This window comes from Serratia sp. CoH_122_TC_1 (assembly GCF_058191755.1).
Map to the genome: position 1 here is coordinate 281,875 of NZ_JBXWLA010000003.1, position 18,695 is coordinate 300,569.

The 18,695-nt window shown below is 52.7% G+C and carries 15 protein-coding genes and 1 other RNA gene; 6 read left to right on the top strand and 10 right to left on the bottom strand.

The genetic code is table 11. The annotated features are described in order from the left end of the window. The first annotated feature begins 218 nt into the window (after window positions 1-218). The 3 genes from AC2FC2_RS05725 (at window position 219) to AC2FC2_RS05735 (ending at window position 2,887) form a co-directional block, all read left to right on the top strand. The gene (locus AC2FC2_RS05725) at window positions 219-524 is read left to right on the top strand and encodes a cupin domain-containing protein (protein WP_209633041.1); all 306 of its coding nucleotides are present in this window, start codon (window positions 219-221) and stop codon (window positions 522-524) included. Window positions 525-929: 405 nt separating this feature from the next. After that, on the top strand, window positions 930-2,342 hold the full coding sequence (gene pykF, locus AC2FC2_RS05730; protein WP_037418669.1) for a pyruvate kinase PykF: 1,413 nt from the start codon (window positions 930-932) through the stop codon (window positions 2,340-2,342). Window positions 2,343-2,650: 308 nt separating this feature from the next. Beyond that, entirely contained in the window at window positions 2,651-2,887 is a 237-nt protein-coding gene (locus AC2FC2_RS05735) for a major outer membrane lipoprotein (protein ID WP_004943717.1), read from the top strand. A 144-nt stretch (window positions 2,888-3,031) separates the two neighbouring features. Here AC2FC2_RS05735 and AC2FC2_RS05740 read toward each other — a convergent pair whose 3' ends face one another. The 7 genes from AC2FC2_RS05740 to sufA form a co-directional block, all read right to left on the bottom strand. Then, window positions 3,032-4,045 carry a L,D-transpeptidase family protein gene (locus AC2FC2_RS05740; protein ID WP_265556144.1) on the bottom strand — a complete coding sequence of 338 codons (1,014 nt, stop codon included), beginning with the start codon at window positions 4,043-4,045 and terminating at the stop codon, window positions 3,032-3,034. A 292-nt stretch (window positions 4,046-4,337) separates the two neighbouring features. After that, window positions 4,338-4,751, bottom strand: a complete 414-nt coding sequence (sufE, locus tag AC2FC2_RS05745; protein ID WP_209633039.1) for a cysteine desulfuration protein SufE — start codon at window positions 4,749-4,751, stop codon at window positions 4,338-4,340. Window positions 4,752-4,846: 95 nt separating this feature from the next. Beyond that, the gene (sufS, locus tag AC2FC2_RS05750; protein WP_490658924.1) at window positions 4,847-6,067 is read right to left on the bottom strand and encodes a cysteine desulfurase SufS; all 1,221 of its coding nucleotides are present in this window, start codon (window positions 6,065-6,067) and stop codon (window positions 4,847-4,849) included. Next, a complete protein-coding gene (gene sufD / locus AC2FC2_RS05755) occupies window positions 6,064-7,350 on the bottom strand; it encodes a Fe-S cluster assembly protein SufD (protein ID WP_265556147.1) in 1,287 nt (428 codons plus the stop codon). The genes sufS and sufD overlap by 4 nt, the downstream gene beginning before the upstream one ends. Beyond that, the gene (gene sufC, locus AC2FC2_RS05760; RefSeq protein WP_209633036.1) at window positions 7,325-8,071 is read right to left on the bottom strand and encodes a Fe-S cluster assembly ATPase SufC; all 747 of its coding nucleotides are present in this window, start codon (window positions 8,069-8,071) and stop codon (window positions 7,325-7,327) included. Before sufC ends, sufD begins: the two co-directional genes overlap by 26 nt. A gap of 42 nt (window positions 8,072-8,113) precedes the next feature. Beyond that, window positions 8,114-9,610, bottom strand: coding sequence for a Fe-S cluster assembly protein SufB (sufB, locus tag AC2FC2_RS05765; protein ID WP_037418869.1), 1,497 nt, complete (start codon window positions 9,608-9,610; stop codon window positions 8,114-8,116). Between the two features lie 14 nt (window positions 9,611-9,624). Further along, window positions 9,625-9,996, bottom strand: coding sequence for a Fe-S cluster assembly scaffold SufA (sufA, locus tag AC2FC2_RS05770; RefSeq protein WP_037418650.1), 372 nt, complete (start codon window positions 9,994-9,996; stop codon window positions 9,625-9,627). Between the two features lie 555 nt (window positions 9,997-10,551). Between sufA and AC2FC2_RS05775 the strand changes: the two genes are divergently transcribed. After that, window positions 10,552-10,956, top strand: a complete 405-nt coding sequence (locus tag AC2FC2_RS05775) for a hypothetical protein (protein WP_037418867.1) — start codon at window positions 10,552-10,554, stop codon at window positions 10,954-10,956. A 51-nt stretch (window positions 10,957-11,007) separates the two neighbouring features. On the opposite strand, the gene menI is transcribed toward AC2FC2_RS05775, so the two are convergent. Both menI and ydiJ read right to left on the bottom strand, forming a co-directional pair. Continuing rightward, on the bottom strand, window positions 11,008-11,424 hold the full coding sequence (menI, locus tag AC2FC2_RS05780) for a 1,4-dihydroxy-2-naphthoyl-CoA hydrolase (protein ID WP_209633035.1): 417 nt from the start codon (window positions 11,422-11,424) through the stop codon (window positions 11,008-11,010). Continuing rightward, window positions 11,421-14,477 carry a D-2-hydroxyglutarate dehydrogenase YdiJ gene (gene ydiJ, locus AC2FC2_RS05785; protein ID WP_490658925.1) on the bottom strand — a complete coding sequence of 1,019 codons (3,057 nt, stop codon included), beginning with the start codon at window positions 14,475-14,477 and terminating at the stop codon, window positions 11,421-11,423. Before ydiJ ends, menI begins: the two co-directional genes overlap by 4 nt. A gap of 252 nt (window positions 14,478-14,729) precedes the next feature. On the opposite strand from ydiJ, the gene ydiK reads away from it, so the two are divergent. Then, window positions 14,730-15,830, top strand: a complete 1,101-nt coding sequence (gene ydiK, locus AC2FC2_RS05790; protein ID WP_209633033.1) for an AI-2E family transporter YdiK — start codon at window positions 14,730-14,732, stop codon at window positions 15,828-15,830. 261 nt (window positions 15,831-16,091) lie between these two features. Next, window positions 16,092-16,202: antisense sRNA RprA (gene rprA / locus AC2FC2_RS05795), an RNA gene on the top strand. A gap of 110 nt (window positions 16,203-16,312) precedes the next feature. Here the strand turns inward: rprA and ppsA are convergent. Beyond that, on the bottom strand, window positions 16,313-18,691 hold the full coding sequence (ppsA, locus tag AC2FC2_RS05800; RefSeq protein WP_490658926.1) for a phosphoenolpyruvate synthase: 2,379 nt from the start codon (window positions 18,689-18,691) through the stop codon (window positions 16,313-16,315). Between the last annotated feature and the right edge of the window lie 4 nt (window positions 18,692-18,695).

The following is an 18,695-nucleotide window of genomic DNA, read 5'->3' on the forward strand; positions in this document are numbered from 1 at the left end:
CGTCCGTAGCTCAGTTGGTTAGAGCACCACCTTGACATGGTGGGGGTCGGTGGTTCGAGTCCACTCGGACGCACCAAAGCGTTGTTTTCTCAAACTTGCCCTATCAGCTTAACACTCACGCTATTGTTAACTCGCCAGCACGGCCCCATACTTTTGTTTCTGCCATCGCAGGCCATATATCCTATCATCAAGGCGAATACCTTATCAGGACAGATCCCATGCTGACATTTACCGCAGAGACGCCCTTTGAGAAGCTCGACAATGGTCTCTCCCGCCGACAAGGGAAAATGAACGACGGAGCACGCGCCACAGAAGTCAAATTTGACGCGGGTGCCTTCGGCCAACTGCAAAAGCACGCCCACGCGTTGCAAACACGGGTAGTCTCTGGTGAGTTTGAATTTACCGTAGGCAGCGACACCCAGATAGTACTCGCCGGTGAAACCGTCACGATCCCCGCGAATACCGCGAGTGGCTGCTTCTGTTTGTCTGCCGGTACGCTGTGGGAAATCATCACGTCAAGCTAACCCTCGACAGTACTTGTATTTACAGAAGGGGTATTTGCGCAACAAACACCTGCTGTTGGTTTGCATTTGCGCCACATTTGCTGCTGATTTGACGGTTCCGCGATTTAGCATCGGTTTTTTATTTTGTTTCCCGCCGCTTAGCCTTTATAATGCGCAACGTCTTTCAGTTGAATGGTTTCAGCCCTTGATCTGCGAAAACGCAATAACAACATATTTTCACCTCATCTCGTTGCGCAGCATCCCCGCATCCCGGCGCGGGCTGAATTTTTCCGCCCCATTTCGACTCTGGTCACCTATCCTTAACTTTGTTTTGTATCACCAGGCACGACTCAAATCCCTTATCAGTGGCCTGACCGCTGGTTTTATTCGTTTCTTTATCCATCACAACTTGTAGAAAAATCCGTCATGAAAAAGACCAAAATTGTTTGTACCATCGGTCCAAAAACCGAATCGGAAGAAATGCTGACCAACCTGCTGAATGCCGGCATGAACGTAATGCGCCTGAACTTCTCACATGGTGATTATGAAGAGCACGGCAACCGCATCAAGAACATGCGTGCCGTAATGGCGAAAACCGGTCAGAACGCAGGCATCCTGTTGGATACCAAAGGCCCGGAAATCCGCACCATGAAGCTGGAAGGCGGCAAAGACGCCGCACTGGTTGCAGGTCAGACTTTCACTTTCACTACCGATCAGAGCGTTATCGGCAACAATGAACGTGTCGCGGTCACTTACGCAGGTTTTAGTGCTGACCTGAAAATCGGCAACACCGTGCTGGTAGACGATGGTCTGATCGGTATGGAAGTCACCAACGTGACCGAAAACGAAGTGGTTTGTAAGGTGCTGAACAGCGGCGACCTGGGCGAAAACAAAGGCGTTAACCTGCCGGGCGTTTCTATTCAGTTGCCTGCACTGGCAGAAAAAGACAAGCGCGATCTGATTTTCGGCTGCGAGCAAGGCGTAGACTTCGTTGCTGCGTCCTTTATCCGTAAACGTTCAGACGTGCTGGAAATCCGTGAACACCTGAAAGCCCACGGCGGCGAGCAGATCCAGATCATCTCTAAAATCGAAAACCAGGAAGGCCTGAACAACTTCGACGAGATCCTCGAAGCCTCTGACGGCATCATGGTTGCTCGTGGTGACCTGGGTGTGGAAATCCCGGTAGAAGAAGTGATCTTCGCGCAGAAGATGATGATTGAAAAATGTAACCGTGCACGCAAAGTGGTCATCACCGCAACGCAGATGCTCGATTCCATGATCAAAAACCCGCGCCCTACCCGTGCAGAAGCTGGCGACGTTGCCAACGCCATTCTGGATGGTACCGACGCCGTCATGCTGTCAGGTGAGAGCGCCAAGGGTAAGTACCCGCTGGAAGCCGTTACCATCATGGCGACCATCTGTGAGCGCACCGATCGCGTGATGCCAAGCCGTATCGACAGCCTGAATGACAACCGCAAACTGCGCATCACCGAAGCGGTATGCCGCGGCGCGGTTGAAACCGCAGAAAAGCTGGATGCGCCACTGATCGTCGTCGCCACCAGCGGCGGTAAATCAGCCAAGTCCGTGCGTAAATACTTCCCTAACGCTGTGATCCTGGCGCTGACCACCAATGAAGTCACCGCTCACCAGCTCATTCTGAGCAAAGGCGTGATTCCACAAATGGTTAAAGAAATCGCCTCCACCGACGATTTCTACCGCATTGGTAAAGAAGCGGCACTGGCCAGTGGTCTTGCACAAAAAGGCGACGTTGTGGTGATGGTTTCTGGTGCACTGGTACCAAGTGGCACCACCAATACGGCCTCGGTTCACGTGCTCTAATATAAAACGTGACATAATTATTTTGACAAAAACGCCGCTTTGCGGCGTTTTTTTTAGCACTAGTAAACTATTTTATCAAAAACGCAACCATCGATTGCTCATTATTTGGCTAATTACAAATCGGAGTTGTCCCATGGAATCCGGCTGTTTTCCCTACATTTTTTAACTATTTTTCAAAAGAAGATGCAAGTTTGAGCGAACGATCAAAATAAAGCACTCCAATACAAAAAAATTATTCTCTTTCGAAAAAAGTTTGTGTAATACTTGTAACGCTACATGGAGATTAACTCAATCTAGAGGGTGTTATAATGAATCGTACTAAACTGGTACTGGGCGCGGTAATCCTGGGTTCCACTCTGCTGGCAGGCTGCTCTAGCAATGCTAAAATCGATCAACTGTCTTCTGACGTTCAGACTCTGAACGCTAAAGTTGACCAGCTGAGCAACGACGTGAACGCAATCCGTTCTGACGTTCAAGCAGCTAAAGACGACGCAGCACGTGCTAACCAGCGCCTGGACAACCAAGCTCACGCTTACAAAAAGTAAGTTAGCTTCGGTTAATGAAAACGGCGCACATTGTGCGCCGTTTTTTTTGTCTGTTTATCCCCCCGATGAATCCCCTCTTGCCACCAGGCAAAAAAAAGGGCTCAGCACGCTGAACCCCTCAGTAATACCCGTTATAAGCACATTTTAATTCACAGAGCTGATGGGTGCCCCTTTGAATAAGCCTTTATTCGCTTCCTGCGAGGCTACAGGCGTTAAACTCACCTCAGATGGGTTCTGACCAAGGTTAACCAGCACCGGCATGCCAGAGCGGCGTACAACCGCACTGTCGAACATGGCCTTATCGGTCTGTGCATCGCCAACAAACGCTTTTTCGGTTTTAGACAGTGCGATCGGCATGGTTTGCGGATCATCGCTTTCGACTCTCGACAGCGGCTGATGCACTTCAACATAGCGTTTACCGTCCGGCTCAACGGAAATTTTCACCGGATCATTGATCACCTGAACCCGCGTGCCACGCGGTACCATATTGAATAGCGCCTCGATATCGGTTGGCCGCAAGCGGATACAACCGGAACTGACGCGCATGCCGATACCAAAGTTGGCGTTGGTACCGTGGATCAAATACTCACCGTGCCCCATCGCTAAGCGCATGGCGAACAGTCCCATTGGGTTATCAGGACCGGCCGGAACCACGCCAGGCAACGTCACACCTTTTTCTTGATAGCGTTTACGAATATTAGCCGTCGGTGTCCAGGTCGGGTTCGGGATTTTTTGGCTGACAGACGTCACCTGCAGCGGCGTATGCATCCCCGTCTGACCGATACCGATAGGATAAACGATGACCTTGTTCTCGCCCTTCGGGTAGTAGTACAAACGCAGCTCAGCCAGGTTAACCACAATCCCCTCACGCTTGGTGTCTGGCAGCAGCATTTGGGTCGGGATAGTCAATACCGTGCCCGGCTTCGGCAGAAACGGGTCTGTACCGGGGTTGGCCTCCAACATACCCAGCAGACCAATCTTATAGTCGGCCGCAATGGCCTCCAGCGGACGCCCGTCGTTCGGCACGGTATAAGTGGTGTTTTCGCCAATCAGGCGGCTATCTGGCGGCGGCAGCGGGTATTCGCTCGCGCTGGCGGCTTGGGTGCCGGTCAGTACGGTGGCAAACAGCATGCCCATTAAACTCAACGCACGTTTCATTATCATCCCTATTATGCTTATTACGGTTCGGCAACAAGGCTATCTGGCGCCTGGCCGCGGGTAAATCAGACAAGACCTGATTAATACTAGCAATGCTGACGTCAAAGGCAATAAGTCCTCTAAAAATCAACATGTTATAACGTAATCGCTTTATGCATTTGTCAACAGAACGTCAATAGGTAAACTGCTGATATGTCACTAATTTGCGGGATGAATGGCGAGGTGGGCAGGTCTTTGTAAAGACTCACTGACACAAGAAAACATGCAACGTATCAATGAGTCTTAGCGCACATCAGAGCTTGGCAGCCTGAGCGCGGATTGCACGGATCATGGCTTCTAACCCTTGCGAACGTGAAGGTGTCAGGTGTTGGCTCAACGCTAACTCGGCAAAAAACGGACGAACATCCAATGCGATAATCTGCTCTGGGGTCATATGGTGATAAAGAATAAACACCACTGCCAGCAGTCCTTTTACAATCGCCGCATCGCTGTCACCATGAAACTCAACGTGCCCTTGCTCGTCAAGCCGCATCACAATCCACACCTGGCTCTGACAACCGGAAATCAGATTTCCCGCCTGACGCTCACTGTCGTCCAGTGCCGGTAGCTTAGCGCCCAGTTCGATGACATACAGATATTTATCTTCCCAGTTAAGGCAACGGGAAAAATTACGCACTAACTTATCTTTGTCCGGCAAGTTCGCCATGAGGATCCTTTCAATAATTTAGGGGCCGGCATGCCGACCCCATGTCTTATACAACAGACGTTCATTCACTCGGCGGCTATGCACGCCGATCGCCCCTATCCCAGCAGTTTGTGAATTCGCTGCAACCCGGCCACCAGCCGATCCACGTCGTCCCTCGTGTTGTAGACAGCCAATGAAGCGCGACACATACTCGGCACATTATAGAACGCCATCAGTGGCATCGCGCAATGGTGCCCGGTGCGAATAGCGATACCATACTTGTCCAGGAAGCTACCAACATCATAGGCATGGTGTTCACCCAGATTAAAGGCGATCACACCGGCGCGCTCTGCCGGGCCGTAGATTTTAAGGGTAGGCACCTGCTGCAGCGCTTCCAGTGCGTAATGCATTAATGATTGCTCATAATCACCAATCGCAGCCAGCCCCAGCGCATTCACGTAATCAATCGCCGCACCCAATCCCATGATGCCTGCGGTATTGGGTGAGCCCGCCTCAAAGCGCCACGGTGGCTCCGCATAGGTTGTGCCATGCGTCAGGCTGACCTGCTGAATCATCGAGCCGCCCCCTTCCCACGGCGGCATTTGCTGCAATAGTGACTGCTTGCCATAAAGAATGCCAATACCGGAAGGCCCATACAGCTTATGGCCGGAAAACACGTAGAAGTCACAGTCCAGCGCCTGTACGTCCACCTGCTGGTGCATCACGGCCTGTGCCCCGTCGATCAACACCTTAAGGCCTGCGGCCTTCGCCTGCGCCGTAATGTCGCGTACCGGGTTCACCGTCCCCAACACATTGGAAACCTGGGTCAGCGCCAGCAATTTGGTGCTGGCGTCGATAAGGCCAGGCAATTGTGCCAGATCCAAGGTGCCGTCTTGCTGTAACGGCCAAACACGCAGGTTCAGTGCTCGTTCCTTCGCCAGCATCTGCCAAGGCACGATATTGGCGTGGTGTTCCATCTCGGTGATGATAATGCTGTCACCGGGTTGCAGGAAATGACGGCCAAAGCTGTTAGCCACCAGGTTAATGCCCTCGGTGGTGCCTTTAACAAACACAATCTCTTCAACCGAAGCGGCATTAATAAACGCGGCTACTTTTTCACGCACCGCTTCCATGTCCTGCGTCGCTTCAGCACTCAGGGTGTGGATGCCTCGGTGAACGGCCGCATAGCCATGACGATAAAAATCCAACTCGCGATCGATCACCGCCTGCGGCTTTTGCGCGCTGGCAGCGCTGTCGAGGTAAGCCAGCGACTGACCATTGACGTCACGCGCCAACAGCGGGAATTCACTGCGTACCCGTTCAATCGGAAAACTCATGTGGCCTCCCCCGGCAGGCGCTGCGCAATGCGTGCCAGTACCGATTCTCGGATGAGATCGTTACCAATCCCCTCAGTCAGCTCAGCGGCAAAAGCAAAGATAATCATCTGCTGCGCCGCGTGCTTGTCAATGCCGCGCGATTGCAGATAAAACAGCTGCTCTTCATCGATACGACCAACGGTAGCGCCATGGCTGCACTTCACATCGTCGGCATAGATTTCCAATTGCGGTTTGGTATCCACTTCCGCCACCTTACCCAGCAACAGGTTATGGTTGGTCATCTGCCCATCGGTTTTAATCGCGTGTTTTGCCACTTTGATCATGCCGTTAAATACCGCTTTGGCGCGATCGCTGACCACCACTTTGTGCAATTGGCGGCTCTCGCAATAGCCTTTGTTATGCTCAAGGTAAGTACGGGTGTCACACACCTCTTTACCGACCGGCAATACCAGACTATTGATCACCAAATTAGAGCCTTCACCATTAAGCTGTGCGCTGGTGTTATGCCGTGTTAGCCCAGCCCCCAACAGGAAGCTGTCGCTCTTCACCCGTGCATCGCGGCCAATCACCAGATCGTTATGGGCGAAGTGGTAACTCGGCTGGCTCTCAAACGCCAACTTGCAATGGTTCAATTGGGCATTATCACCGATGTTAGCGGTGAGGCGCGCGCCAGTGAAATGCGCAGCCTGGTTCAGGCTAACGTAATGCTCTATCACCTCGGCCTGCGCATTACGCGCAATATCAAGGTGATGGCGGTGATGCACGGTATTCACCTCACCTTCAGCCCCGCGTCCGCTGCTGATATGCAGCAGATACAGCGGTCGCGCCGCGATTTTACCGGCGGCCACGCGAACAATGCTGGTTTCCTGCGCCAGGCTTTCCGTCAGATGCAGAAAGATCTCGGGCTGGATCGGTTCGGGTAACGCCTGTAACGTCCCGTAGGGTGCGATGTCGAACTGATAATCACCCAGGTCGCTGTCGCTCAACGCCGCACAAAAACGCCCGTCAACAAAGACCAGCCGATAAGCATCAATCGCCAGCGCCAACGCATCCAACTGCGCGGCAGTGACTGGCTCCACCAGTGGCTCAAGGAACTGCTGTTCAAGCAAACCTTCCAGCGGTGTGTATTTCCAGTTTTCATGCTTGCGCGTCGGCCACCCTAAGCGCAAAGCCTGTTGCCAGTGTGCCAATGCATGGGCAGAGTGCTCACCACCGCGTGCTTCAAACAGGCTATACAGTTGTTGCAGCGCGCGCGCGTTATTGTTCGTCGGTAAGCCAGCCATAGCCCTGCTCCTCCAACTGTTTCACCAGAGAGAAATCGCCGGACTTGACGATGCGCCCCTGAGAAAGAACATGGACGTAATCCGGCTTGATGTAGTCCAGGATACGTTGGTAGTGCGTAACGATAATGAACGAACGCTTACCATCACGCAGCGAGTTCACGCCGTTAGCGACAATCTTCAGCGCATCAATATCCAAACCGGAGTCGGTTTCGTCCAAAATACAGAGATCCGGCTCCAGCGCCGCCATCTGGAGGATGTCATTACGTTTTTTCTCACCGCCAGAGAAACCGACGTTGACCGAACGGGTCAGTAAGTCAGGAGGCATGTTCAACAATTCAATTTTTTCTTCAATAAAATCAGCGAAGTCGAAACGGTCGAGCGGTTCTTGCTGGCGGTATTTGCGTACGGCGTTAACCGAAGTTTGCAGGAAGAAATGGTTGCTGACGCCGGGGATCTCCACCGGATATTGGAAGGCCAGGAATACGCCCTCACCCGCACGATCTTCCGGGTCCAGCTCAAGCAAATCCTTACCTTTAAAGGTCACTTCACCTTCGGTGACTTCATATTCTTCGCGTCCCGCCAGCGTTGCCGAAAGCGTGCTCTTGCCTGAACCATTCGGCCCCATGATGGCATGCACTTCACCCGGTTTAATCTCCAGGTTCAATCCCTTAAGGATTTCGTTGCCTTCCGCGCTGACTTTTAAATTCTTGATACTTAACATGCAGTGTCCTTAGATCGCGCTGTCGCGCTGTAAATCCGGCGTTTAGCCCACGCTGTGTTCCAGGCTGATGGCCAATAACTTCTGCGCCTCGACGGCGAACTCCAGCGGTAGCTCAGAGAACACGTCCTTACAGAATCCGTTAACAATCATCGAAATGGCATTGTCTTCGCTAATGCCGCGCTGCAAACAATAGAACAGTTGGTCATCGCCAATTTTTGATGTCGTCGCTTCATGTTCCAACTGGGCACTGTTGTTACGCGCTTCAACGTACGGGAAGGTATGGGCACCGCTGTCCGGCCCAATCAACATCGAGTCGCATTGGGTAAAGTTACGCGCGTTTTCTGCCCCCGGCAGGATCTTCACCAGGCCACGGTAGGTATTCTCGCTGTGTCCGGCAGAGATACCTTTGGCGATGATGGTTGAACGGGTATTTTTGCCGATGTGGATCATCTTGGTGCCGGTGTCGGCCTGCTGATGGCCGCTGGTCAGGGCTACCGAGAAGAACTCACCGATAGAATTATCCCCCTGCAGGATCACGCTAGGGTATTTCCAGGTGATTGCCGAGCCGGTTTCCGACTGAGTCCATGACATTTTTGAACCTGCGCCTTCACACAATGCGCGCTTGGTCACAAAGTTCAGGATGCCTCCCTTGCTGTCACCGCCAGAGAACCAGTTCTGCACTGTCGAATATTTCACTTCGGCATCCTTGTGCAGGATCACTTCTACCACCGCGGCATGCAGTTGGTAACTGTCGCGTACCGGCGCCGAACAGCCTTCGATGTAGCTGACATAACTGCCCTCATCGGCGATCAGTATGGTGCGTTCGAACTGACCGGTTTTAGCGGCATTGATACGGAAATACGTCGACAGTTCCATTGGGCAACGTACGCCCTTCGGCACATAGACAAAGGTCCCGTCGGAAGCCACCGCTGCGTTCAGTGCGGCGAAGAAATTGTCGTTGGACGGTACGACGCGACCGAGGTATTTACGCACCAGATCCGGGTATTCGTGTATGGCCTCACCGAACGAGCAGAAAATGACCCCGCTTTCCGCCAACTTTTCGCGGTAGGTCGTCGAGACAGAGACAGAGTCAAAAATCGCATCGACCGCGACTTCACTGCCTTCGCGCACAGGGACGCCGAGTTGGTTAAACGCCAACTCAACCTCGTTGGTCAGGTAGTTGTTATCGGTCGGTGCGCCCGGTTGCTGTTCTGCGCCCGGCTGGGATCCACAGGCATCGTCACAACTGCCACAGGAGGGCGCGGAGTAATAGCTGTAGTCCTGGTAGTTCAGCCGATCGTAGTTCGCTTTCAGCCAGTGTGGCTCTTCCATTTGCAGCCAGGCACGGTAGGCTTCAAGGCGGAACTCCAGCATCCACTCAGGTTCATTACGCTTGGCCGAGATGGCGCGCACCACGTCTTCATTGATGCCCTTCGCTAACTCATCGGTGGCCAGTTGGGTAAAAAAACCTTCTTTGTAGCGACCTTCGCTGACCCAAGCCTGCACTTCATTAGGCATTTCTACATTGCTTCGTGTCATGTTGATTGCATCGCTCAAACGCCAAAACTCTCGCCGCACCCGCAGGCATGCTGAGCTTTAGGGTTATTAAATTTGAATATCTGATTCAGCCCTTCACGGACAAAATCTACCGTGGTGCCATCGATAAACGGCATGGCTTTCAACGGCACATACAGTTTGGCGCCATCACGCTCAAACAGCAGGTCGTCGTCAGCAGGAGCACGGGTGAGATCCAGCACATAGGCAAACCCGGCGCAGCCTGACTGCTTGACCCCGAGTTGCAGCCCCTTCACTTGTGGATCCTGCTGCATTAGTTTCGTTATTTGTTGTACGGCGTTGTCACTGAGCAAAATGCCTTGCCAGACATTTTCGTCCAGAGAAAAAGTGCCGACATTTTCCGTTTGCATATGGCCTACCTCACACTCGTGTTTTACCACAGCCAATCTGGGTTGCTACTATGTTAGTGATAACGATTATCACTTCAACCGTTTGTTTTGCGGGGTTATCCGCCAAAAGCCCGGATTTTTGCTTTGGCATGCGGCAACTGCCTGGGACAGTCAGCGCGTCTGGCGCTGCCGGTCGGAAATGGAATCATTTTATCCTTATGAATTTACTGTACATCCTGTCATACCATGCCCCTTACCCGCTGGCGCGAAGGCTTTACAGAACCGGGCTTTTTATGTCGATTTAAACATTCATAGAAAATACCTATTTCTGAATTTTGTCTGTCTTAAAAATGCGTTTATCGACAATTAACGGCTTTTCCCCCTCTTTTGCCTTTCCGTCCGTCCCAACAAAAGCGGCAATCCCTGATTAAAGTTTAGTCGCTACTGACTATGTTGGGATGCTGTCCCCCCAATGCATCCCCTGCTGGCGATAAAAATTTCAACAGAATGATTGATCACGAACGCACCAATAAATATGATAATGATTATCATTCAATTCTAATTGAGCACGGGCAAATGAATATCTCGATGAATGCGTGGCTGCTGGGCAAAATTGATGACTATAAATTCAGCGTGCGCGACGCTACGGTAGATTTCTACATGGCAGAGGCGTCGCTTAAACGGCCGGAGTGCAATATCAACCATCTGAAACGCTACAACAGTGTCAGCCTGAATATGGCCAATCTGTGTCTGGAAAACGGTGATGATGAAAGCTATCTGCACGCGTTGAGCAAACTGCATAACCGGCTGATCGTAGAGATCAACAACCCACAGCGTTGTCAGCTGTTCCGGGTTCAGAGCTATCATTTTGCCCGTCATACTCTGACCTTAATCTGTCAAAAATATGCAATGGAAGGCACTTGGGAGAAGGCCAATGCCTTCCAGAAAGACTTCGTTAAGCGGGTGCCCTTTCAGTTGTGAACTGACTGAATGGCAAAAATACCCGCAGGTAAGGCTACCTGCGGGGTAAACCTAGTCGATAACGGCCGTAGTCAGGCGTGAAGTGCAGCACAGGCGATCGCGTGAATCGAAGATTTCTATCTGCCACACCTGATGGCGACGCCCAACATGCAACGCCCGACACACGCCGCGCACCTGGCCTTCAAATACCGCGCGCAGATGGTTGGCGTTGATTTCCAACCCCACCACTTTCTGTTCCCCTTCGCTACACAGGTAACCGGCCATCGACCCCATCGATTCTGCCAGCACTACCGATGCACCACCGTGCAACAGGCCAAACGGCTGCCGGGTACGCTGATCAACCGGCATGGTCGCTTCGAGATAATCGTCCTCCAGTCGGGTAAATTGGATCCCCACATGACTGACCATACATCCGTCACCGGCCTGGTTTAGTTGCTCCAGCGTCGTCTCTCGTTTCCACAGTTTCACTCAATCATCTCCAGAAGTGCCTGTAATGGGTGTCGTACACCGTTACCCTCAATACGTTTGACCTGGCTGCGACAGGAATAGCCGGTCGCCAGACAACGTTGCCGCGGCAGACGTTGTAATGCCTGATGCCAGGATAGCTCATAAATCCCGAGCGAATTCTGCAGGTTCTTTACTTCATGCCCGTAAGTTCCCGCCATGCCGCAGCAACCGACGCTGACGTTTTCCAGCCTGGCCCCAAAGCGTGCAAAGATGGACGCCCAATGTTGGCCGCTGGCAGGCAAGGCCGTGGTTTCCGTACAGTGGCCGAACAAATACCAGGCTTCGCCCGTCGCAGGCTGCTCTGCACGTTCAGCCAAGCGCTGCTGCAACCACTCGTGCACCAGTTGTACCTGGAAATCCCCGCGGGCCTCACCGAGGATCTCGTTATATTCGTCGCGATAGCACAACACCAACGCCGGATCGACACCCACCAGCGGCATGCCAAGCTTTGCCACTCGGTTAAGAAAATCAGCTGTCTTGCGCGCGGTGCGGGCAAATCGTGTCAGAAAACCTTTGATATGTTGGGCTTTCCCGTTCGGTGAGAACGGCAACAGCACAGGACGGTAACCGAGCTTTTCCACCAGCCGTACAAAATCCGCCACCACTTTGGCGTCGTAATAGCTGGTAAAGGGATCCTGAACGATCAGGACATACTGTTCGCGCTTTTCTACGCTCAGCGCTTCAAGCTGCTCCAGCGTCATGGTCATGGCACCATGACCTGAAAGCTGCTGACGCAGCGTCGGGCTGGAAAGCATCGGCAAATCAACCATGCCAATCGTGTTACGGCTCAATTCACGAACCCAGGGCTGGCGGAAAAAGAAGTTGAACACTTTCGGCGCTTTCGCCATCAGCGGCGTGTAGCTCTCGACCCCTGCGACCATATAGTCGCGTGCCGGCCGCAAATAGCGCGTGTGGTATAGCTGCAGGAAGCGCGAACGGAAGCCCGGCACGTCAATTTTGATCGGGCACTGGGTAGAACAGGCTTTACAGGCCAGACAACCGGACATGGCCTCTTTCACTTCATGGGAGAAATCATATTCGCCTTTGCCGGCGTACCAACTGTTGCGCGTTTTCTCTATCAGAGCCCGGAAACTGAGACGTTGTTGTGGCAGCTGTTTCTCCAGCACCAGCGGATCGACGCCCTGCTCTGAAAGCAGACGTAACCATTCACGTACCAACGCCGCCCGACCTTTGGGTGAATGAATACGGCTACCGGTGATCTTCATCGACGGGCACATTGGGCTGCGTACATCAAAATTGAAGCACAAACCATTGCCGTTACATTCCATCGCGCCACGGAACGAGGTGCGTACCTCTACCGGAATACGGCGATCAAGCGTGCCACGCTTGGCGGCATCAACTTTCATCATCGGCGCATCGACACCTAATGGCGGGCATATTTTACCGGGGTTGAGACGGTTGTTCGGATCAAACGCGGCCTTAATACGCCGCAGTTCCAGGAACAGCTGATCACCGAAGAATTCAGGGCTGTATTCAGCGCGGAACCCTTTACCATGTTCCCCCCACAGCAACCCACCATATTTGGCCGTCAGCGCCACCACCTGGTCAGAAAGCTGTTTCATCAACACTTCCTGCTGTGGGTCACACATATCGAGTGCAGGGCGTACATGTAATACGCCAGCATCCACATGGCCAAACATGCCATAGCTCAGGTTATGGCTGTCCAACAACTGGCGGAACTCGACGATGTAATCGGCCAGATGCTGCGGCGGCACACAGGTGTCTTCGGCAAACGGAATAGGTTTAGCGCGCCCTTTGGCGTTGCCTAATAGCCCGACAGCCTTTTTACGCATGTTATAAATTCGTTCAATGCCGGCCAGATCCCCACAGATCTGATAGCCGATCACACCGCCCTGCTTTTCGGTGATCAATTCGTCCAGCCGCTGACAGAGATCCTCCATCTGCCGATCGATCAACACGTTGTCATCCCCGGCAAACTCGACGATGTTAAGACCAAGCATTTCTTTATCTGGCACGTTGGTGATTAATTCATTCACCGAATGCCAGACAATGTCTTCACGAGCCAGATTCAGGACCTTGGAATCGATGGTTTCAACCGACAGAGCCTTGGCATCCACCATGAACGGGGCATTGCGCAGTGCAGAATCAAACGAATCGTATTTGACATTCACCAAGCGGCGCACCTTCGGCAATGGCGTAATATCCAGCCGCGCTTCGGTAATAAACGCCAACGTCCCTTCAGCGCCCGTCAGAATACGTGTCAGATCGAAGGTTTGCATGTCATCGCTAAACACATACCGCAGATCGTACCCGGTCAGAAAGCGATTAAGTTTGGGGAATTTTTCCAGAATCAGTGTGCGCTGCTCACGACAGCTATTGAGCACGGTGTGGTAAATCCGGCCTTCAACCGTATCTTCGCGAGCAATCGTTTCCGCCAACGGCGTCGGCATAGCACGCGTGTCGATCATGTCCCCACCCAGCAGGACAGCTCGCAGGCCCAACACGTGATCGGATGTTTTACCGTACACCAGAGAGCCCTGACCGGAGGCGTCTGTGTTGATCATACCGCCCAGCGTGGCGCGGTTACTGGTAGAAAGCTCCGGCGAGAAGAAATAGCCGAACGGCCGCAAATACTGGTTAAGTTGGTCTTTAATGACCCCCGCTTCAACCTTGACCCAGCCTTGCTCAACGTTGATCTCAAGGATGCGGTTCATATGGCGCGACATATCCACCACAATACCGGTATTGAGCGACTGGCCGTTAGTGCCGGTGCCCCCGCCGCGCGGGCTAAAGACCAGCGTACTGAAACGCTCCTCTGCCGCCAGACGCGCAATCAACGCCACGTCTGCCGTTGAGCGAGGGAACACGACGGCATCGGGCAATAACTGATAGATACTGTTGTCGGTCGCCATCGTCAGTCGATCGGCGTAGCTGGTGGCGATATCGCCGTTGAATCCGTTTTGCTTTAACGCTTCCAAAAAGTCGAGCACCCGCTGAACGAGGCCGGGCGCTTGAGAAATCTGTGGGATCATTCGATTTTTGACCCTGTCTGTCTGTTTTATATGCGTTAATGAACGCTGAATCAGGCCTTTATTCAGACCCGCCCTATTTTTTATTAGAGATAAAAACTAACATACTCGTTTAGTGAAGGCATGCACATTATTGCAATTGTCCTGTCACAGAATGGCCCGCAACAAAAGGTGTGCCGCCCTGTAATTTTTGACCAATATGCACCATGATTAAACGGTCCCAAGGACTAAACCTACCAGGATGAGAACCCATTCATGACAATCCCGCAATCTCGATACGATTTGCCACGGATTATTTTTGGCGTGCTATTTATCGCCATTATGATCGTCGCTTGTTTTTGGGTCATTCAACCCTTCATTCTCGGCTTTGCCTGGGCGGGCATGGTGGTCATCGCCACTTGGCCATTGCTCATTAAGTTGCAAAAAGTACTTTGGGGCAGACGTTCACTGGCGGTCGTCGTGATGACGATACTGCTGATCCTGCTGTTCATACTGCCGATATCCCTGCTGATAAGCAGCGTAGTGGACAACAGTGCGCCCGTTGTTGCCTGGGCTAGCACGCCGGGAAAATTGCATATTCCCGATCTGGCCTGGCTACAATCAATCCCGATGATCGGCGATAAGATCTATACCAGTTACCACACGCTGGTGAGCGCGGGGGGGACGGCGCTGGTCGCGAAGGTCCAGCCTTACTTCGGCCAGACCGCAACCTGGTTTGTCGCGCAAGCGGCGCATATTGGCCGCCTCTTATTGCATTGCACCTTGATGCTGCTGTTTAGCGTCTTACTCTATGCGCGCGGTGAGCAAGTTGCTCTGGGTATCCGTCACTTTGCGACACGTCTCGGTGCTGCACGCGGCGACGCGGCGGTGGTATTGGCCGGGCAGGCAATCCGCGCAGTCGCGTTGGGCGTTGTAGTCACAGCGCTGGTGCAATCGGTCCTGGGCGGCATTGGCCTGGCAGTAACCGGCATTCCTGCCGCGACGCTGCTGACCGTGCTGATCTTCATCTGTTGCGTTGCACAGCTAGGGCCGCTACTGGTGCTGGTGCCGGCAATCATCTGGCTGTATTGGAGCGGGGACACAACCTGGGGCACCGTGCTATTGGTCTGGAGCTGTGTGGTGGCCACGCTGGATAACGTTCTGCGCCCTGTTCTGATCCGCATGGGTGCAGATTTACCGATGTTGCTGATCCTGTCCGGTGTTATTGGTGGCCTGCTCGCGTTCGGTATGATTGGCCTGTTTATCGGCCCGGTCGTACTGGCGGTATCCTATCGTTTACTCACTGCCTGGATGAGCGAAGCGCCAGAACCCACCGCCGATGTAAAAGAGGTCGCCAAAGATCTGGAGCAAATGTAACCCTCTTTAAACTCTGCCCGGGCTGCCGGGCAGAGATCTTTCCCCGCCCCTGCCTCTCACCTGGTTTTTTGGATTTCCCGGTCACGATAATAAAATCACCACCGTGACTTTCTTTCGAGCACGCATTGAACATACCGAATAAATACACCTTTTTATCAGCCCAATAATAATCACGCCTGGTAAAAATAAAGGGGGATAGGGATATTGATTAGGATGATTCTTAATGACTAATGGTGTTTAAATATCTAGTATTATTGCCATATATTGCTTCAAATACCTGATTTAAAGGAAGATTTCCAAACAATGTAATGCCATACATGTGAATTGCTGTGTGTAGTCTTTGCCCGTCTCCTATGATGGGCTTTTTTTTATTCTTTTTTTGGTCATTATTATTCCTGTGCCCCTTTTTATTTACATTCAGAAATAAAAAAAGCCGCAACAGGTCGCGGCTTTAGGGTGAGCAATTAATCAACGCCAGAGAATTACTTTCTCTTCGACAGATTAACCCAGGTTTGTACTACAGTGTCCGGGTTGAGTGACAGGCTATCAATACCCTGATCCATCAACCACTCGGCAAAGTCCTCGTGATCAGAAGGACCCTGGCCGCAGATACCGACATATTTACCCTGACGCTTAGCCGCCTGAATCGCCATCGACAGCAGAATCTTCACCGCTTCGTTACGCTCATCAAAGAGTTCAGACACCACACCCGAGTCGCGGTCCAGACCCAATGTTAACTGAGTCATGTCGTTAGAGCCGATGGAGAAGCCATCAAAGTGTTCCAGGAACTGATCCGCCAACAGCGCATTGGATGGGATCTCACACATCATGATCACTTTCAGGCCATTCTCACCGCGCTTCAGACCCTGACGCGCCAATTCGGCAACGACGGCTTCCGCTTGTGCTACGGTGCGGACAAACGGCACCATGACCTCAACGTTAGTCAGGCCCATTTCGTTGCGAACGCGTTTTACCGCATCACATTCCATCGCGAAGCAGTCGCGGAAGTTATCAGAGACATAACGACCTGCCCCACGGAAGCCCAGCATTGGGTTCTCTTCGTGCGGCTCATACTTCTCACCGCCAACCAGATTGGCGTATTCATTGGACTTAAAGTCAGAAAGACGCACAATCACACGCTTTGGCCAGAACGCAGCACCCAGCGTCGCGATCCCTTCCGTCAGACGGCCCACATAGAACTCGGCCGGGTGGTCGTAGCCCTGCATCAGCGCCTTGATTTCATTTTGCAATTCGGCGGTTTGTTGATCAAATTCCAACAAGGCCTTCGGATGCACACCAATCATGCGGTTGATAATAAATTCAAGGCGAGCCAGACCCACACCTTCATTCGGTAAACGCGCAAAGTCGAAAGCACGATCGGGGTTACCGACGTTCATCATGATTTTCAGCGGCAGTTTAGGCAATTCAGTCACTTCAGAACTCTGCACGCTAAAGTCGAGCATCTCACTGTAAACAAAGCCGGTATCACCTTCTGCGCAAGAAACCGTGACTTTCTGGCCTTCTTTCAACAGATCGGTCGCATTGCCGCAGCCCACCACGGCAGGAATACCCAGTTCGCGGGCGATGATGGCCGCGTGGCAGGTACGACCGCCCCGGTTGGTGACGATTGCTGCAGCCTTTTTCATGATCGGCTCCCAATCCGGGTCAGTCATGTCTGTCACCAGAACATCACCCGGCTCGATACGATCCATCTCGCTGATATTGTGGATGACCTTCACCGGGCCCGCGCCAATGCGGTGACCGATAGCACGCCCTTCCACCAGCACCGGGCTGGAACCATTAAGCTGGTAACGCTCCATGGTTTGCTCGTTTGAACGCACGGTTTCCGGACGCGCCTGCACGATCAGGAGCTTGCCGGTATGGCCATCTTTGGCCCACTCGATATCCATCGGGCGACCGTAGTGTTTTTCAATCAGCAGTGCCTGATGGGCCAAGCCTTGTACTTCTTCGTCAGTCAGAGAGAAACGATTGCGTTGCTGCTCTGGCACGTCTTCGATTTGTACCTGCTTGCCGTGATCCTGCGAAGGTGCATACACCATGCGGATTTTTTTCGAACCCAGGTTGCGGCGCACGATCGACGGTTTGCCTTTCAGCAATGTCGGTTTGTGCACATAGAATTCGTCAGGGTTTACCGCACCCTGCACCACCATTTCACCCAGGCCGAAGGCGGAGGTGATAAACACCACCTGATCAAAACCCGATTCGGTATCAATGGTGAACATGACGCCGGAAGACGCCAGGTCAGAACGCACCATGCGCTGCACGCCCGCTGACAGCGCCACACCGCGGTGGTCATAACCCTGATGCACACGGTAGGAGATGGCGCGGTCGTTAAACAGCGAGGCGAATACGTGTTTGATCGCCACCATGACGGCGTCGATTCCCTGCACGTTGAGGAAGGTTTCCTGCTGGCCGGCAAAAGAGGCATCCGGCATATCTTCCGCAGTCGCCGATGAACGTACTGCAAATGACGCCTGGGGTTCACCGTCGGCCAGCTGCTGGTAAGCCAGATTAATTTCACGCTCGAATTCTGCATGGAACGGCGTGTCGATAATCCATTGGCGTATTTGCGCGCCAGCCTTGGTCAGTTGAGCAATGTCGTCAACATCAGTTTGATCCAGTAGCTGATAGATGCGCTGGTTAACACCGCTTTGCTCGAGGAAATCGTTAAACGCCTGCGCGGTGGTGGCAAAACCGTTTGGCACGGCCACGCCCAAATCGGAAAGATTGGTGATCATTTCACCGAGGGAGGCATTTTTGCCGCCGACACGGTCAACGTCGTGCATGCCGAGCTGGTTGTACCAAAGCACATTACGCAAGTCTGGGCCATTGTTGGACATCGAG

What these genes read in the sequence shown, in the direction of transcription:
- AC2FC2_RS05725 (WP_209633041.1), top strand. Translation starts at nt 219, where the DNA reads ATGCTGACATTTACCGCAGAGACGCCCTTTGAGAAGCTCGACAATGGT.
- pykF (WP_037418669.1), top strand. Translation starts at nt 930, where the DNA reads ATGAAAAAGACCAAAATTGTTTGTACCATCGGTCCAAAAACCGAATCG.
- AC2FC2_RS05735 (WP_004943717.1), top strand. Translation starts at nt 2,651, where the DNA reads ATGAATCGTACTAAACTGGTACTGGGCGCGGTAATCCTGGGTTCCACT.
- AC2FC2_RS05740 (WP_265556144.1), bottom strand. Translation starts at nt 4,045, where the DNA reads ATGAAACGTGCGTTGAGTTTAATGGGCATGCTGTTTGCCACCGTACTG.
- sufE (WP_209633039.1), bottom strand. Translation starts at nt 4,751, where the DNA reads ATGGCGAACTTGCCGGACAAAGATAAGTTAGTGCGTAATTTTTCCCGT.
- sufS (WP_490658924.1), bottom strand. Translation starts at nt 6,067, where the DNA reads ATGAGTTTTCCGATTGAACGGGTACGCAGTGAATTCCCGCTGTTGGCG.
- sufD (WP_265556147.1), bottom strand. Translation starts at nt 7,350, where the DNA reads ATGGCTGGCTTACCGACGAACAATAACGCGCGCGCGCTGCAACAACTG.
- sufC (WP_209633036.1), bottom strand. Translation starts at nt 8,071, where the DNA reads ATGTTAAGTATCAAGAATTTAAAAGTCAGCGCGGAAGGCAACGAAATC.
- sufB (WP_037418869.1), bottom strand. Translation starts at nt 9,610, where the DNA reads ATGACACGAAGCAATGTAGAAATGCCTAATGAAGTGCAGGCTTGGGTC.
- sufA (WP_037418650.1), bottom strand. Translation starts at nt 9,996, where the DNA reads ATGCAAACGGAAAATGTCGGCACTTTTTCTCTGGACGAAAATGTCTGG.
- AC2FC2_RS05775 (WP_037418867.1), top strand. Translation starts at nt 10,552, where the DNA reads ATGAATATCTCGATGAATGCGTGGCTGCTGGGCAAAATTGATGACTAT.
- ydiJ (WP_490658925.1), bottom strand. Translation starts at nt 14,477, where the DNA reads ATGATCCCACAGATTTCTCAAGCGCCCGGCCTCGTTCAGCGGGTGCTC.
- ydiK (WP_209633033.1), top strand. Translation starts at nt 14,730, where the DNA reads ATGACAATCCCGCAATCTCGATACGATTTGCCACGGATTATTTTTGGC.
- ppsA (WP_490658926.1), bottom strand. Translation starts at nt 18,691, where the DNA reads ATGTCCAACAATGGCCCAGACTTGCGTAATGTGCTTTGGTACAACCAG.